The 12,224-nt window shown below is 45.6% G+C and carries 17 protein-coding genes and 1 pseudogene; 14 read left to right on the top strand and 4 right to left on the bottom strand.

The window, feature by feature from the left end; all coding sequences use genetic code 11:
* Positions 1-5 precede the first annotated feature (5 nt).
* Entirely contained in the window at positions 6-1,415 is a 1,410-nt protein-coding gene (locus tag ATL39_RS04390; protein WP_170146832.1) for a cell wall-binding repeat-containing protein, read from the bottom strand.
* A 197-nt stretch (positions 1,416-1,612) separates the two neighbouring features.
* Between ATL39_RS04390 and ATL39_RS17605 the strand changes: the two are divergent.
* The 7 genes and pseudogenes from ATL39_RS17605 to ATL39_RS04360 all read left to right on the top strand — a co-directional run.
* Positions 1,613-1,783 (top strand): annotated as a pseudogene (locus tag ATL39_RS17605) (TetR/AcrR family transcriptional regulator); the annotation flags it as partial.
* Positions 1,784-2,299 (top strand): TetR/AcrR family transcriptional regulator, encoded by a 516-nt coding sequence (locus tag ATL39_RS04385; RefSeq protein ID WP_245960919.1) that lies wholly within the window; start codon positions 1,784-1,786, stop codon positions 2,297-2,299.
* Entirely contained in the window at positions 2,250-3,146 is an 897-nt protein-coding gene (locus ATL39_RS04380) for an ABC transporter ATP-binding protein (protein ID WP_120192087.1), read from the top strand. The genes ATL39_RS04385 and ATL39_RS04380 overlap by 50 nt, the downstream gene beginning before the upstream one ends.
* A 13-nt stretch (positions 3,147-3,159) precedes the next feature.
* Positions 3,160-4,755 (top strand): ABC transporter permease, encoded by a 1,596-nt coding sequence (locus ATL39_RS04375; RefSeq protein ID WP_120192086.1) that lies wholly within the window; start codon positions 3,160-3,162, stop codon positions 4,753-4,755.
* Between the two features lie 133 nt (positions 4,756-4,888).
* A complete protein-coding gene (locus ATL39_RS04370) occupies positions 4,889-5,209 on the top strand; it encodes a hypothetical protein (RefSeq protein WP_120192085.1) in 321 nt (106 codons plus the stop codon).
* Positions 5,210-5,235: 26 nt separating this feature from the next.
* A complete protein-coding gene (locus tag ATL39_RS04365; protein ID WP_120192084.1) occupies positions 5,236-5,466 on the top strand; it encodes a hypothetical protein in 231 nt (76 codons plus the stop codon).
* Positions 5,467-5,489: 23 nt separating this feature from the next.
* Positions 5,490-5,774, top strand: a complete 285-nt coding sequence (locus ATL39_RS04360; protein WP_120192083.1) for a hypothetical protein — start codon at positions 5,490-5,492, stop codon at positions 5,772-5,774.
* 46 nt (positions 5,775-5,820) lie between these two features.
* Here the strand turns inward: ATL39_RS04360 and ATL39_RS04355 are convergent, their stop codons facing one another.
* A complete protein-coding gene (locus tag ATL39_RS04355; RefSeq protein WP_120192082.1) occupies positions 5,821-6,579 on the bottom strand; it encodes a PAS domain-containing protein in 759 nt (252 codons plus the stop codon).
* Positions 6,580-6,745: 166 nt separating this feature from the next.
* On the opposite strand from ATL39_RS04355, the gene ATL39_RS04350 reads away from it, so the two are divergent.
* Together ATL39_RS04350 and ATL39_RS04345 are read left to right on the top strand one after the other, a co-directional pair.
* Positions 6,746-7,720: an NAD(P)H-quinone oxidoreductase gene (locus ATL39_RS04350; protein ID WP_120192081.1), complete on the top strand. Its 975-nt coding sequence runs from the start codon at positions 6,746-6,748 to the stop codon at positions 7,718-7,720.
* Positions 7,721-7,814: 94 nt separating this feature from the next.
* Positions 7,815-8,192, top strand: coding sequence for a hotdog domain-containing protein (locus ATL39_RS04345; RefSeq protein ID WP_120192080.1), 378 nt, complete (start codon positions 7,815-7,817; stop codon positions 8,190-8,192).
* A gap of 38 nt (positions 8,193-8,230) precedes the next feature.
* Here the strand turns inward: ATL39_RS04345 and ATL39_RS04340 are convergent, their stop codons facing one another.
* On the bottom strand, positions 8,231-9,073 hold the full coding sequence (locus ATL39_RS04340) for a LysM peptidoglycan-binding domain-containing protein (RefSeq protein WP_120192079.1): 843 nt from the start codon (positions 9,071-9,073) through the stop codon (positions 8,231-8,233).
* Between the two features lie 283 nt (positions 9,074-9,356).
* Here ATL39_RS04340 and ATL39_RS04335 point away from each other — a divergent pair, with 283 nt between their 5' ends.
* The 3 genes from ATL39_RS04335 to ATL39_RS04325 all read left to right on the top strand — a co-directional run bounded on the left by ATL39_RS04335 (position 9,357) and on the right by ATL39_RS04325 (position 10,844).
* A complete protein-coding gene (locus tag ATL39_RS04335; protein WP_120192078.1) occupies positions 9,357-9,818 on the top strand; it encodes an N-acetyltransferase in 462 nt (153 codons plus the stop codon).
* 64 nt (positions 9,819-9,882) lie between these two features.
* Complete coding sequence (locus tag ATL39_RS04330; protein ID WP_120192077.1) at positions 9,883-10,086, top strand: hypothetical protein; 204 nt, start codon at positions 9,883-9,885, stop codon at positions 10,084-10,086.
* A gap of 95 nt (positions 10,087-10,181) precedes the next feature.
* Positions 10,182-10,844 carry an HAD family hydrolase gene (locus ATL39_RS04325; protein ID WP_120192076.1) on the top strand — a complete coding sequence of 221 codons (663 nt, stop codon included), beginning with the start codon at positions 10,182-10,184 and terminating at the stop codon, positions 10,842-10,844.
* A gap of 34 nt (positions 10,845-10,878) precedes the next feature.
* On the opposite strand, the gene ATL39_RS04320 is transcribed toward ATL39_RS04325, so the two are convergent.
* Complete coding sequence (locus ATL39_RS04320) at positions 10,879-11,160, bottom strand: hypothetical protein (RefSeq protein ID WP_120192075.1); 282 nt, start codon at positions 11,158-11,160, stop codon at positions 10,879-10,881.
* 147 nt (positions 11,161-11,307) lie between these two features.
* Here ATL39_RS04320 and ATL39_RS04315 point away from each other — a divergent pair, with 147 nt between their 5' ends.
* Both ATL39_RS04315 and ATL39_RS04310 read left to right on the top strand, forming a co-directional pair.
* A complete protein-coding gene (locus tag ATL39_RS04315) occupies positions 11,308-11,793 on the top strand; it encodes a glutathione peroxidase (RefSeq protein ID WP_120192074.1) in 486 nt (161 codons plus the stop codon).
* 119 nt (positions 11,794-11,912) lie between these two features.
* The gene (locus ATL39_RS04310) at positions 11,913-12,185 is read left to right on the top strand and encodes a hypothetical protein (protein WP_147419330.1); all 273 of its coding nucleotides are present in this window, start codon (positions 11,913-11,915) and stop codon (positions 12,183-12,185) included.
* Positions 12,186-12,224: the final 39 nt, after the last annotated feature.

Raw genomic sequence — 12,224 nt, 5'->3', positions numbered from 1 at the left:
AACCTTTATGGTGTCATACGAACAGCGCCGACATAGCCATTGTTCCAGTAGTTGGAGAAGCTGGTATAATCCACACCTTTGCTCACTGTTGCATGTAACAATGTTTTTTCATCAATATAGATAGATACGTGGTTAATTCTGTCGTCTTTATTCGTATCAAAAAACACGAGATCTCCTTTTTTCAACTCAGTGCGCTCGACCGGGGTGCCTGCCAAAAACTGCTGGCGCGACGTCCGTGGAAGGGTAATTCCATTTTCGGCAAATGCACGCTGGGTAAAGGAAGAACAGTCAAAAGCGTCGGTATTCGATGAAGCTGCTCCAAACAGATAAGGGGTACCGATATAGCTCTCACCTGTGGCAATAACATTATCAATAACATCTGTATGAACGCCGCCCACCTGCTCTTTAGGAGGTTCAGGAGTAGAAGTATCGCTGTTGGATGCTGATTCATAAGCTGCCATCACAGAATCGCTGATGGCTGCGGTTCCGCCCAGAATCAAACTGCTGGATGGGGAATTTTGAGCGTAATCAATAGTAGCTGAACGTGCACCGCTGTGATGGGATAAAATAACCGGTGAATTTAATTTATTAGCCAGTCCTGCTGCCGCCACGGCATCCGGATAATCTTCTCTCTCGCTGTTTACGGAAGTTCCGCGCACATAGATATTTTTAGATCCGGAAGCTGATAAGGATCGGGCCGCAGCGATGCTCGTTTCATAGCGGTCATCTCCCTGAATTCTTTCCACTGTACGTCCTTCGCTGCGCAGCTTCTGTTCGACAGCTGCACTTACTGCAGCCGTACCTCCGAAAATAGTTACGTGCTTGATACCAGCCGGTAAATCGACGCTTAGACTGTCTTTGCGGGTTAAATAAATGGGTCTTTCTTTTATCGCAGCCATGCCGGAGGCACTTAATGCGTCAGCAGCTACTTGCCCGCTCACCAGGAGGGCTGAGCTTTTTTTATCATAGCTGGACGTTTTGTTCACCGCTTCTGCTGTTTCATAACGTGTTTCCCCGGAAATGCGTTGAACAGAAATCCCTTCAGCTTTTAACTTTTGTTCTACAGTGGAGGAAATAGCTTGTGTACCGCCTAAAAGGTAAACTGTTTTCGTATTCAGGCGGCGCAGTTCAGAAATGGTCCGGGTGTCAAGAGAGCCTGATTTTGTTAACAGAATAGGAGCATCATTTTTGGCCACCAGGCTTGCAGAAGCTAATGCATCCGCGGGGTGATCAGCTCTGGCTAAAATGGCAAAATCGCTTTTAGACCAGCCGTATTCGGAAATTTCAATGGACGTGCCAATACGGTCCTCACCGTGTATTCGTTCGGAAGCGTCAGCCGTAGAAGGGATCGCAGCAAAGCCGATCACGCAGGCAAATACCACAGGAGTTGTGCAGCGAAGTAAAGATTTTTTCATTATGTATTCCTCCATATGTATGTTTTGATGAATCTGAGATCACGTGAAAAGGGTCTCTATTATGTATGATGCATACTCCTGTTATCGGCAGGTTCTTTCTTTTTTTGAAGGGTAAATTCAAATTGACCACTTCGGTCGAATGTGCTATATTTAAGTCGACCAACATGGTCTAATACTTAAGATCGGGGGGATGGCTTATTACGACAACTTTTTCAAATCTTCAGCCGGAAAAGAGAAAAGCCATTCTGGACGCAGCCTTAAAAGAATTCAGCGACAACGGATACAAGCAGGCATCCACGAACACTATCGTAAAAAATGCCCAAATCGGCAAAGGGATGTTGTTTTATTACTTCAAAAGCAAAAAAGGGATGTATGAGTATTTAATTGACTACAGCCTCGATTTTATAAAAACAGAGTATTACGGCTACATCGATGAGTCCGAAACAGATTTTATTGAAAGGTACCGGAAAACCTCCGAACAGAAACTTCACTGCTATCTGGCTCATCCGTATATTTTTACTTTTCTCGGCACGTTGTTTCTGTCCGATGAAAAAGAATGGAGCCCTTCTCTGCGGGAGAAATATGAGGAATTAACTAAAACGGGATACAGAAAAATGTACCACAATGTGGATATGAGCCTTTTCCGGGATGACGTAGAGGTCGAAAAAGTGTTCAAGCTGATTGCCTGGGCATTGGAAGGCTATGGAAATGATTTAAGACAGCGGCTTCAGGGACAGAAAATAAGTGAGATAAACATGGAACCTTACTGGAACGAATTTCATGACTATTTAGACATATTAAAAAAAAGCTTCTATAAACAGGAGGAATGCGGTCATGACTATTCTGGAAACGACGGATCTGACAAAGATGTTCGGACGGGTTAAGGCACTGGACCGGGTGAATATCGAAATGAAAGAAGGAGAAGTATACGGATTTATCGGGCCGAATGGAGCCGGCAAATCCACGACTCTCCGCGTTCTGTTGGGTGCAATTAAAGCAACGAGCGGAAGCGCACGGATTTTTGGAAAGGACGTGTGGAAAGACGCAGTGGCGGTGCATCGGCGGATTGCTTATGTACCGGGGGATGTCAGCTTGTGGCCGAACTTAACGGGCGGAGAAGTTATTGATCTGTTCATGAAACTGCACGGCACGAAAAACCGCGGACGGCGCAGCGAGCTGATCGACTTATTTGATCTAGATCCTGCAAAAAAGTGCGGCACCTATTCGAAGGGAAACCGCCAGAAAGTAGCCCTGATTGCCGCATTCGCTTCAGATGCAGACCTATATATTATGGATGAACCAACGTCCGGTCTTGACCCGCTGATGGAGAAACTTTTTCAAAAGCAGGTACTCGAGGCCAGGGAAAACGGAAAAAGCGTCTTGTTATCCAGTCATATTCTTTCCGAGGTGGAAAAGCTCTGCGACCGGGTCAGTATTATCCGGCAGGGCGCCATTATTGAAACCGGCAGCCTGACCGACCTTCGTCATTTAACGAGAACGACGCTGCTGCTGGAAACAAAAAAACCGCCGCAGGGGCTGTCTGCTGTAAAGGGAGTACACGAACTGGCCCATAAGGAAGGCGCCATTCAGTTTCAGGTGGACACAGAAGAGTTGGATCACGTGATGGCTTTTGTCAGCGCATTTGGCATTATCCGCCTCGAGAGTGCACCACCTACGCTCGAAGACTTGTTCCTGCGTCATTATGAAACTGCACGCCCACAAGCTCAATAAAGGGGGAAGCATAATGTACCAGTCTTTGTTTGCCCAGACGGGAAATCTGTCCTGGTTTGTTATAAAGCGTAACAAACTGCGGTTTTTAATATGGCTGCTGGCCCTGACTGCATTAACTGCCGGAACAGCAGCCTCCTTTTTAGGGCTGTATCCTTCCGAAGCAGAACGCCAGGCACTTACAACCGCGATGGTCAATCCGGCAACGACGGCGATGGTAGGACGCGGCTACGGCCTGGATAATTATACGTTTGGAGCTATGCTGGGTCACCAGATGCTTGCGATGACGGCTCTTACAGCAGGCATTATGAACATTCTGTTTGTCAGCCGCAATACACGGGGCGATGAAGAGGATGGAAAAACAGAAACGCTGCTGGCTCTACCGATTGGCAGAACATCTTCTTTGACCTCAGTGATCGCATCAGCGCTTCTCTTAAATGTCGTGCTGGTTCTTGCGATGACGGGGGCGCTGGTCATGCTGGACATCGAAAGCATCAACTTGGAAGGAGCCCTGCTCTATTCTGCTGCTATTGGACTCTGCGGCTTCTTTTTTGCAGCAGGAACCGCTTTTTCCGCCCAGCTTGCTCAAGGAGCTAAAACGGCGACCGGCCTGGCATTTGGCTTGTTAATGGCCGCTTATACTCTCCGTGCAGTAGGCGATGTAAATGAAAACGCCCTCTCCTGGTTTTCGCCAATAGGATGGGCGCAGCGGACCGAAGTGTTTGTAAGCAACATCTGGTGGCCGCTGTGGCTGTTGGCAGGTTCGTCATTTCTTATAGCAGTAGCCGCCTTGTATATTAATGCAGCAAGGGACACCGGGGCCGGTCTATTCTCCGCGTCAAAAGGCAGAAAAGAAGCAGGATTTCTGCTTCAGGGTACAGGCGGGCTTATCTGGCGGCTGCAGCGGACCGGTATTTTCTTCTGGACAGTGGCGATGTTTCTGCTGGGAATAACCTATGGTTCTGTGCTGACGGATACTGAAGCTTTCTTTGAATCAACGAACGTGATACAGGGAGTGGTTTCTCAAACATCCGACTTAACATTAAGTGAGCAGTTCCTGCCTGTATTAATGTCGGTGATGGCTCTTATTGGAACGATTCCGGTAGTAATGGCCGCATTAAAAATAAAAACGGAAGAAAAAAAAGATCGTATGCAGCATATACTAGGCCGTTCGGTCTCACGTATCGGGCAGCTCGCACACTACGCTGTTTTTTCTATAGCGCTTAGTATAGTGATGATGCTGGCGACAGCAGGAGGGATGGCGCTGGCTATGGATCAGGAGAGCCTTTCCGGATCCACCGTGTTTGCTTCTGCTTTTCTATACCTGCCGGCTTTTTGGGTCATGACGGGACTAGCTGTGCTGCTGATTGGCTTTTTTCCTAAGTACACATTTGTGATCTGGCTGTATTTAGGCTATTCCTATATTGCGGTTTATTTTGGGAGGATCTTTCAGTTTCCTGATTGGGTAGGGGAACTTACTCCGTTTGGATGGGTGGCCTCCTATCCCGTTGAAGAGATTAAACCTATGCCTGTCATAGGATTGGCGCTGGTATCCCTGGTGATCGGAGCGGCCGGATTCTTTGGCTTTATCAGGCGGGATACAAACGGATAATCTGCAGAAAATAAAAGCGACGCATCTTTATTTACTGTATTAATATTATGTAAACAAATATATAATTTCTTTTCTGGTATAAGATCTTTAAAAACGGGTATGCGTTTATATAACCTAAAGGAGAGTGTACACAATGAGAAGAATTGGAATCACAAAAATATCCATCAATGAAAAAACTCACTATAAAGCTGATGAAATGGTGCTGGAATGGCATTCCAACAGCAGATGGGTTCTCCATGTCCAGTATTTGAATTTAGCTTTAAAGGATTTTCAAAAAGCAGCGGATGGAAGCGTGGAATTGACCATTTATTCTGGTAATGATAAATTCGGGACGTATCAGGGAAGAGCAAGAGCTATACCGGTACACGGGGATAAAAAGAGCAAAGGCGTTTATAATTATAAGTTCCAGGGCGTCGAGCCTTTAAACGAAATCAATCAAGAAGAAGTATCGTAGCACTTCGAAGAAAGGAGTATTTATTTATGAAGCAGTACAGTGAAGACGTTTTAGCGGAACGGGGCTTTGTTTTTGACGAAGAAGCCACAAAAGAAGAGACGAAAAATAAATTTAATTCCAACGGGTATAAAATTTATACGCAGTGGCTTAAAGATGAAAGGATCGCTTCTATAGGCGTAAACAATGATACAGAAGATAAGCACATTATCTCGTCACTGAACAAGCTCGAAGAGGATCGGAAGAAAAATACCAATTAAGTATCATTTGGGAGGCTGATTGGATGAGAGACATTGAGATAAAGCTTGTATATATCAATGATCAATTCATAGACTGCCGGGGCGGTACTTTATCTATCGAAAATCATGCAGAAAACTGGCAGTTTGAGATGTACGATCCGGTGTTGACCTTGGAAGAGGAAGGGCTGCATCATACGGACGAATATTATTTAAAACTCTATACCGCAGATGATGCCATGTTTACCGGACGCAGCTTTACGTCTGAAAATATCGAACGTAAAAAAGAACTCCTCGTTTTCGAAGGAGCCGGTGAACTGCATGAAGCGTAAAGAAAAGCCTCCGGTCTGTGCCGGAGGCTTTTTAGATGGACGAAAGTTAATCGTTCAGCTGTTTCATCACATATTTTAATCCGTTTTTGGAATGCGGAAAGGTTGGAATGTTCCGGTCCAGCCTGCCCATCGTCATGGCCAGGTTGCTGCTCATGCCAACAATAATACACTGCGTGCCGACTAATTTTAAGCTGTCATGCACCCGCTGAATATAAAATTTCAACCGATCCTCAAATTCATAAACAGCGCCGAGGTTTAAAATAACGTACTCGATCCGGTGTACATTGCATTCCTCCAGAAGAGAATGCAGCAGATGCCCGCCGCGTTCTTCATCAAATTCTCCAATTAACGGCAGGGCAATAGTGCGGTCCCAGATATGTACAATTGGAATGGAGAGCTTTCGGTACCACGCCTCTTTACGCTTTTCTTCCTCCGCACGGGAAGTGACATCCATCAGCATAACGACAAACCCAATAATGCTGCTGTCTTCCTGAAGCGGCGTGATCACGATATCGGCTACGATCGTGTTCTTTATGGTAATGCGCGTCCGCCGTGTCTGCTGCATATGTTTCATCACATCGAGCTGATGCGCGCTTAAGTCATAAAAATAGTTAATGGATACGCCGATAAAATCCTCAGGTGCGCGCATGTGAAACAAAGGCGCCGCTTCATCGAGCAGCACAGACGCCTGTTTATTGGCCCAGATGATGGTATGATTATCATCCAACAGCATGACGTTTTCGCCAATACTATTAAGTATGGTCCGGGAGCTCATATTCGAGGGAATACTGCCAATACCTGACATAAGATACCGCCTCCTTCTAAACAAAAAATCAAGTGTATGCTTTTAATTATAGATTACCACATAAACCCGGCCTCAGGCTTTAAAAATCAGCAAGGTTTCAAGAGGAAAAAAAGAAGGAATATAACGAAAGTTGATAACTTTTAACGAAAATAAAGGAGTTTTATACATGAAAGCAGTAACGGTAAAAGAAGCAGGGAGTGCGGATCAGCTGCAGATAACGGACCAGCCGGTGCCGGAACCGGGAAAAGGAGAGCTTTTAATTAAAGTGGAGGCTGCTGCGATTAACAGAACAGACATCCTGGCACGCGAAGGCAAAGCGGGCTATATGAAAAATCCTATTCTGGGAATAGAAGTGGCCGGCACGGTAGTGGAGAGCAGCAGTCCATCCTGGAGCGAAGGAGATCGTATTATGGGGCTGGTTGAAGGCGGAGGCTATGCAGAGTACGCGGTTATGCCGGCTGACCGGGGAATGCCGATCCCGTCCTCTTTATCCTTTGAAGAGGCAGCGGCAGTTCCTGAAGTGTTTTTGACCGCATTCCAGACGCTGTACTGGATTGGAAAACTTCAAAAAGAAGAAACGGTGCTGATTCATGCAGGCGCAAGCGGAGTGGGAACCGCCGCTATTCAGCTTGCCCACAAGCTGAGCCGGGCCAGGACAATCGTAACCGCAGGGTCGGAGAAGAAGCTGAACGTCTGCCGTGAGCTGGGTGCTGATGTAGGTATAAATTATAAAACAGACGCATTTGAAAAAGAAGTGCTGAAGCAGACCAATGATACCGGAGCAGATCTGATTCTTGACTTTATCGGCGCATCCTATTGGGAAAAGAACCTGATGAGTGTAAGAACCGATGGACGCTGGGTACTAATTGGTATATTAGGCGGCGCTGAAGTGGAAAAAATAAATCTAATGGATATTCTGCTAAAACGTGTACAGATTACCGGTACGCTGTTAACCCCCAGAAGCAGCGAATACAAAGCCGAGCTGACCGCTGATTTCGTCAAACACACGATGCATTTATTCCAGCGGGGGGACCTGGCGCCGGTAGTGGACGAGGTGTTTTCACTAGAAGACGTGCCGGAAGCACATAGAAAAATGGAAGCCAATAAAAACATTGGCAAAATAGTGCTCCGCATTCATTAAACAAAAACAGGCACGCCTGCCGTGGTGCCTGTTTTTTATGTTAAAATAAAGAATGAACATTCATTCATTTATTTATTTATTCAGGAGGGAATCCATGATCAAACCAGGAGATATATTCAGGGAAGAAAAAACGTTTCATCGGGAAGAAGTGCGTCATTTCGCAGAAATAACTGGAGACACGGGGAAACACCATATGAAAGAAGATGAAAAAGGACGGGTTATGGTTCACGGGCTGTTAACGGCCAGTATCGGTACAAAAATTGGCGGCGGTCTGCATTATATTGCCAGAGAACTGAACAGCGAATTTCTGCGTCCGGTGTTCAGCGGCGACACGGTTATCTGTGAACTGGAAATCCTCACTGTTGATAAACAGGACGCCCGCCGGGTGGTGTCGCTTCGATCCACGTATCGAAACCAGGACGGAAAAGAAGTCCTGCGGGGCACAAGCAGCGGCGTTATACTGGACAGTTAAAAAAGCCTCTTCTTCAATGGAAGAGGCCTTTTTAATGATTAGTATACAGCCACAACTGCTGGGCGGGGCCCTTTTGTAGTATAGTGCAGGGTCACCGTGCTTCCTTCCTTTAAGGAATATGAGGTGTTGTAGGCCTTGCTTACTGCCGTTTCACGGCCGTTGAGCTGGAAGTAAAGCGTGTGATTATCACCCTGGCCGATATACTTAGCCTTGGACGTAATTACATTTGGTATCTTTAAACTCTCTCCGGTACGGAGGAAGGCAGTGCTTTTGTTATTTAGCTGCTTTAATGTAGTGACCGTTGTACCGTACCGGGCTGCGAGCGAGTACATGGTATCCCCCGGCTGAACTTTGTACACAGCCTTTGCAGCCGGTGCTTCAGAAGAGCTCTTTACTTTCAGCGTTTCTCCTACATGAATAATAGTATTTGATTTCTTATTTAACTGCTGCAGAGCAGGAACGGTCATATTATGCATCCGGGCAATGCGGTATAATGTATCACCGGATGTCACCGTGTAGCTCCCTGTAGTAGATTTACTGTTTCTAAACTGATCGAGCGGCACACCTCTGCCTTTGTTGGCGTTCTCATTATTGGCTGCCTCTATGGGTACGAGAAGCGTCTGGCCGGAGCGGATAGTATACGAATGCAGTTCGTTTACGCTCTGCAGCTGTTCTACGGTTACTTTATGTTTTGCTGCGATCGCATAAAGCGTGTCTCCCGGCTGCACCATATAATCTTCGCTGCATGCGCAGGCACTGCCGGCGCTCGATAATGATAAGAAACCAGCTGCCGCGATGCTTGAAGCGATGGAAACCCGTAAAACGCTGCGCCGGGTTTGTTTCTGCCGTCTGGTGGAACGAGTAGTTAGAGAAGAGACCATTTTCAACAACTCCTTTTCGTTAGTGAGATTCACTAAAATGCAGCATGTACATTTATAAATACGAAAAAAGGAAAAATGGAATCACTGGAGGGGAAAGTAGAAAATAAGTACTACTATTATTATACCTGTAAAACAAGGAAAATAAACAAAAATTCGTTTAAAAGAACGATATTTTTAAATGGAACAGATTGAATAAAAATACATATGTATGATTATTTATTTACATTTCTACTACTATCTATTACACTGTATAAAAGAGTATATGAATAAAAGGAGAAAGTTCATGGTTACGATAAGAAAAGCCCGGCACGGGGATATAGAAGCTATATATACAATCGTATACGATTACGCCCTGCAGGGGCTCATGCTTCATCGCACCCGTGAGGCAATCCAGCAGGAAATAGAAGCAGAAGCGATGTTCGTGGCAGAAGAAGCGTCGTCCATTTACGGCGTAGCGGGAATTACTGTCTTTGATCCTTCCCTGGCAGAAATCCGTTCGCTTGCCGTAAATAAAAGCGGGCAGGGAAAAGGGATCGGCCGAAAGCTTGTAGCCCGGATTGTGGAAGAAACAAAGCAGCGGCGCATCGAAAAGCTGTTGTCGCTTACCTATCAGGTGCCGTTCTTCGAAAAGTGCGGATTTCATATCACCCAGAAGGAAACGATGCCGCAGAAAGTATGGAAAGACTGCATCCACTGTGCGAAATTCACCAACTGCGACGAAGTAGCCATGGTCGTTTATGTATAAAGAAGAGGAATAACCAGATGGTACAGCGAATACTGAAGAGGTAGAGATAAAAGGAGGTGCCTGCATGCATTACCGCGTAACTTATTTTTTTTCCAAAGATTTTTCCGTGGTTCATATGGTCAAGACAGATGAACCGGCTGAATCGTTCAGCAACCGTGTTTTTGCTGAAAATGAAGTCCAGTTTCATGATTCCTCCGGAACGCTTCACCGATTTTTAATGAAGGATGTCGTACTTATTACGATCGATAAAGCTCATCAAGAGGCATAGCCCGAACGGCACATCCCGGGGCGGGGTGTGTTTTTTTTATTGCCAGAAAAGGCAGGGTATTTTATAATGCAGAGGACAAAAGGAGAGTGGCAGGAATGATTAAAGGTGTTATATTTGATTTTGACGGATTGATTCTGGATACGGAAACGCACCAGTATGAAGTAATGAATGCTATATACAAAGAGCACGGTCACGAACTTCCGCTCGCGATGTGGCAGGAACAGATCGGCACATACACGGGATTCCGGCCTTTTTCCTATTTGGAAGAGCAGATGCAGTCTCCAGTAGAGCACGACGTGCTGGAAAAAAGGCTGAGTGAAACGTTTGTGGAAAAAATTTCTTCTGAGCAGCCGCGTCCCGGCGTTCATGATTATCTGCAGGCAGCCGGGCATTTAAATTTAAAAGTCGGCCTGGCCTCAAGTTCTGATTTTTCATGGGTGTCCCGTCATTTAAAGAATTTAGGATTATATGATCATTTTGAAACGATAAATACTAAGGATGATGTAAAGATTGTGAAACCCGATCCTTCGCTCTATCAAATAACGGCCGAGCAGCTGGGACTTGCTCCAGAGGAGTGCCTCGTTTTTGAAGACTCCGCCAACGGCGCGCTGGCTGCAAGAAGAGCGGGAATGGCCTGCGTGGTTTTTCCGAATACGGTGACAAAAGCGATGGAGTTCGGGGAAGTGTCCCACCAGCTGGAATCCATGGCAGACATGGAACTGCAGGAATTAATTCAATATATTAATGAAAAAGCATAAACAAAAAAAGGAATCCCACAGAGGGATTCCTTTTTTATGATTGATTGGCCCGTTCGTTCCGGGAGGAATACAAGCCGGGATTTCCGGGGCTGACGATGGCAGCGACGACGCGGTCATGATCTGCATCTACATCCTGCAGGGAATAAATTTCCTGAACAATCTGCGCAGGCGTCTGCCGGAATGACGTTTCGATCATCCAGCAGGAGCTTGTCAGCTCTCGTGATTTATAAGAAGTGCGGATATAGTTTTCAATTGCGCCGAAGTCACGCTGGCGGCCGGTTATAGCTAGTTCATAATTCACGATCATAAAACTCATGGCGTATTCTCTCCCTTTTTCTGAATGTACTTGTTCAGTGTACCAAATCACAGGCAGGGCAGAAAGCGGGACGCTCTCCGTAAAGCTTGATTCATTGCGGTTGCCCTGAAAGTTAATTATAGTAAATAAAGAAAGGAGAGGGTAAGGATGAGTGTACATGATTTTACGGTGAAAACGCCTAAAGAAGAAGAGAAAGCATTAGCGGACTATAAAGGACAGGTGATGCTTATCGTAAACACGGCCACTAAATGCGGGCTTGCTCCGCAGTTTGACGGGCTTGAAGCGCTTCATAAAGAGTATAAAGAAGAGGGTCTCGCGGTAGTAGGATTTCCGTCAAATGACTTTTTAAACCAGGAGCCCGTAGAAAATGAAGCAATGGAAGAAACGTGTAAAGTGAATTTCGGCGTGACGTTTCCTTTGTTTGCCAAAGTAAAAGTGAACGGGCCGGATGCCCATCCCTTGTATAAATACTTAAAGAAAGAAGAAGGCGGCATGTTTGGTTCTTCTATTAAATGGAACTTCACGAAGTTTCTCGTAGACCAGGAGGGAAATGTGGTTTCCCGGTACGGACCAAAAACAGAACCGAAAGATATGGAAGACGATATCCGCAGACTTCTTAAAAAAGACGAGTAAAGCCGATGCGGCCCGTGCTGGGCCGTTTTTTTACAGTTTTATGTTTATAAGACGGATTATTTGCGGAGTCATTTGTTTTATATCATAATAATAACCATTCCGATTTAATAGAAAAGGTGGTGACAGGCAGGCAGACCCTGCCGCTGTTTATGCCGGAAAATGACATTAAGACGTTTTTTAAATTTCATCCTATAGAAAAACAGCGCTATTCGTTTGTGCTCGATAATAAGCTGCATATGATTGACAGCGATTTTATGATAGACGTTATCCTGGCTTCCTCCGAACAGGAGCAGGAAGAAGTAATGAGCATGCTGCAGCACATTGGTAATGATCAGCAGACCATTCATGATATGCTCAAGCATTTTGCCGTAGTATACGTCAAATATCAATAAAAAAACAAACATAGAACCTCAAAAGAGGAAAATGTCTTT

This window comes from Sinobaca qinghaiensis (genome assembly GCF_003610495.1).
In the GTDB taxonomy this organism is placed as follows: Bacteria; Bacillota; Bacilli; order Bacillales; family Marinococcaceae; genus Sinobaca; species Sinobaca qinghaiensis.
The sequence above is the reverse complement of the archived record's forward strand: the minus strand, read 5'-3'. Positions and strand labels throughout refer to the sequence as shown.

Bases quoted from the DNA above. Each gene is read 5' to 3' on its own strand.
- ATL39_RS04365 (WP_120192084.1), top strand. From the start codon at position 5,236: ATGAAGCAGTACAGTGAAGACGTTTTAGCGGAACGGGGCTTTGTTTTT.
- ATL39_RS04355 (WP_120192082.1), bottom strand. From the start codon at position 6,579: ATGTCAGGTATTGGCAGTATTCCCTCGAATATGAGCTCCCGGACCATA.
- ATL39_RS04335 (WP_120192078.1), top strand. From the start codon at position 9,357: ATGGTTACGATAAGAAAAGCCCGGCACGGGGATATAGAAGCTATATAT.
- ATL39_RS04315 (WP_120192074.1), top strand. From the start codon at position 11,308: ATGAGTGTACATGATTTTACGGTGAAAACGCCTAAAGAAGAAGAGAAA.
- ATL39_RS04345 (WP_120192080.1), top strand. From the start codon at position 7,815: ATGATCAAACCAGGAGATATATTCAGGGAAGAAAAAACGTTTCATCGG.
- ATL39_RS04390 (WP_170146832.1), bottom strand. From the start codon at position 1,415: ATGAAAAAATCTTTACTTCGCTGCACAACTCCTGTGGTATTTGCCTGC.
- ATL39_RS04340 (WP_120192079.1), bottom strand. From the start codon at position 9,073: ATGGTCTCTTCTCTAACTACTCGTTCCACCAGACGGCAGAAACAAACC.
- ATL39_RS04330 (WP_120192077.1), top strand. From the start codon at position 9,883: ATGCATTACCGCGTAACTTATTTTTTTTCCAAAGATTTTTCCGTGGTT.
- ATL39_RS04350 (WP_120192081.1), top strand. From the start codon at position 6,746: ATGAAAGCAGTAACGGTAAAAGAAGCAGGGAGTGCGGATCAGCTGCAG.
- ATL39_RS04375 (WP_120192086.1), top strand. From the start codon at position 3,160: ATGTACCAGTCTTTGTTTGCCCAGACGGGAAATCTGTCCTGGTTTGTT.
- ATL39_RS04360 (WP_120192083.1), top strand. From the start codon at position 5,490: ATGAGAGACATTGAGATAAAGCTTGTATATATCAATGATCAATTCATA.
- ATL39_RS04380 (WP_120192087.1), top strand. From the start codon at position 2,250: ATGACTATTCTGGAAACGACGGATCTGACAAAGATGTTCGGACGGGTT.
- ATL39_RS04385 (WP_245960919.1), top strand. From the start codon at position 1,784: ATGTATGAGTATTTAATTGACTACAGCCTCGATTTTATAAAAACAGAG.
- ATL39_RS04370 (WP_120192085.1), top strand. From the start codon at position 4,889: ATGAGAAGAATTGGAATCACAAAAATATCCATCAATGAAAAAACTCAC.
- ATL39_RS04325 (WP_120192076.1), top strand. From the start codon at position 10,182: ATGATTAAAGGTGTTATATTTGATTTTGACGGATTGATTCTGGATACG.
- ATL39_RS04320 (WP_120192075.1), bottom strand. From the start codon at position 11,160: ATGAGTTTTATGATCGTGAATTATGAACTAGCTATAACCGGCCGCCAG.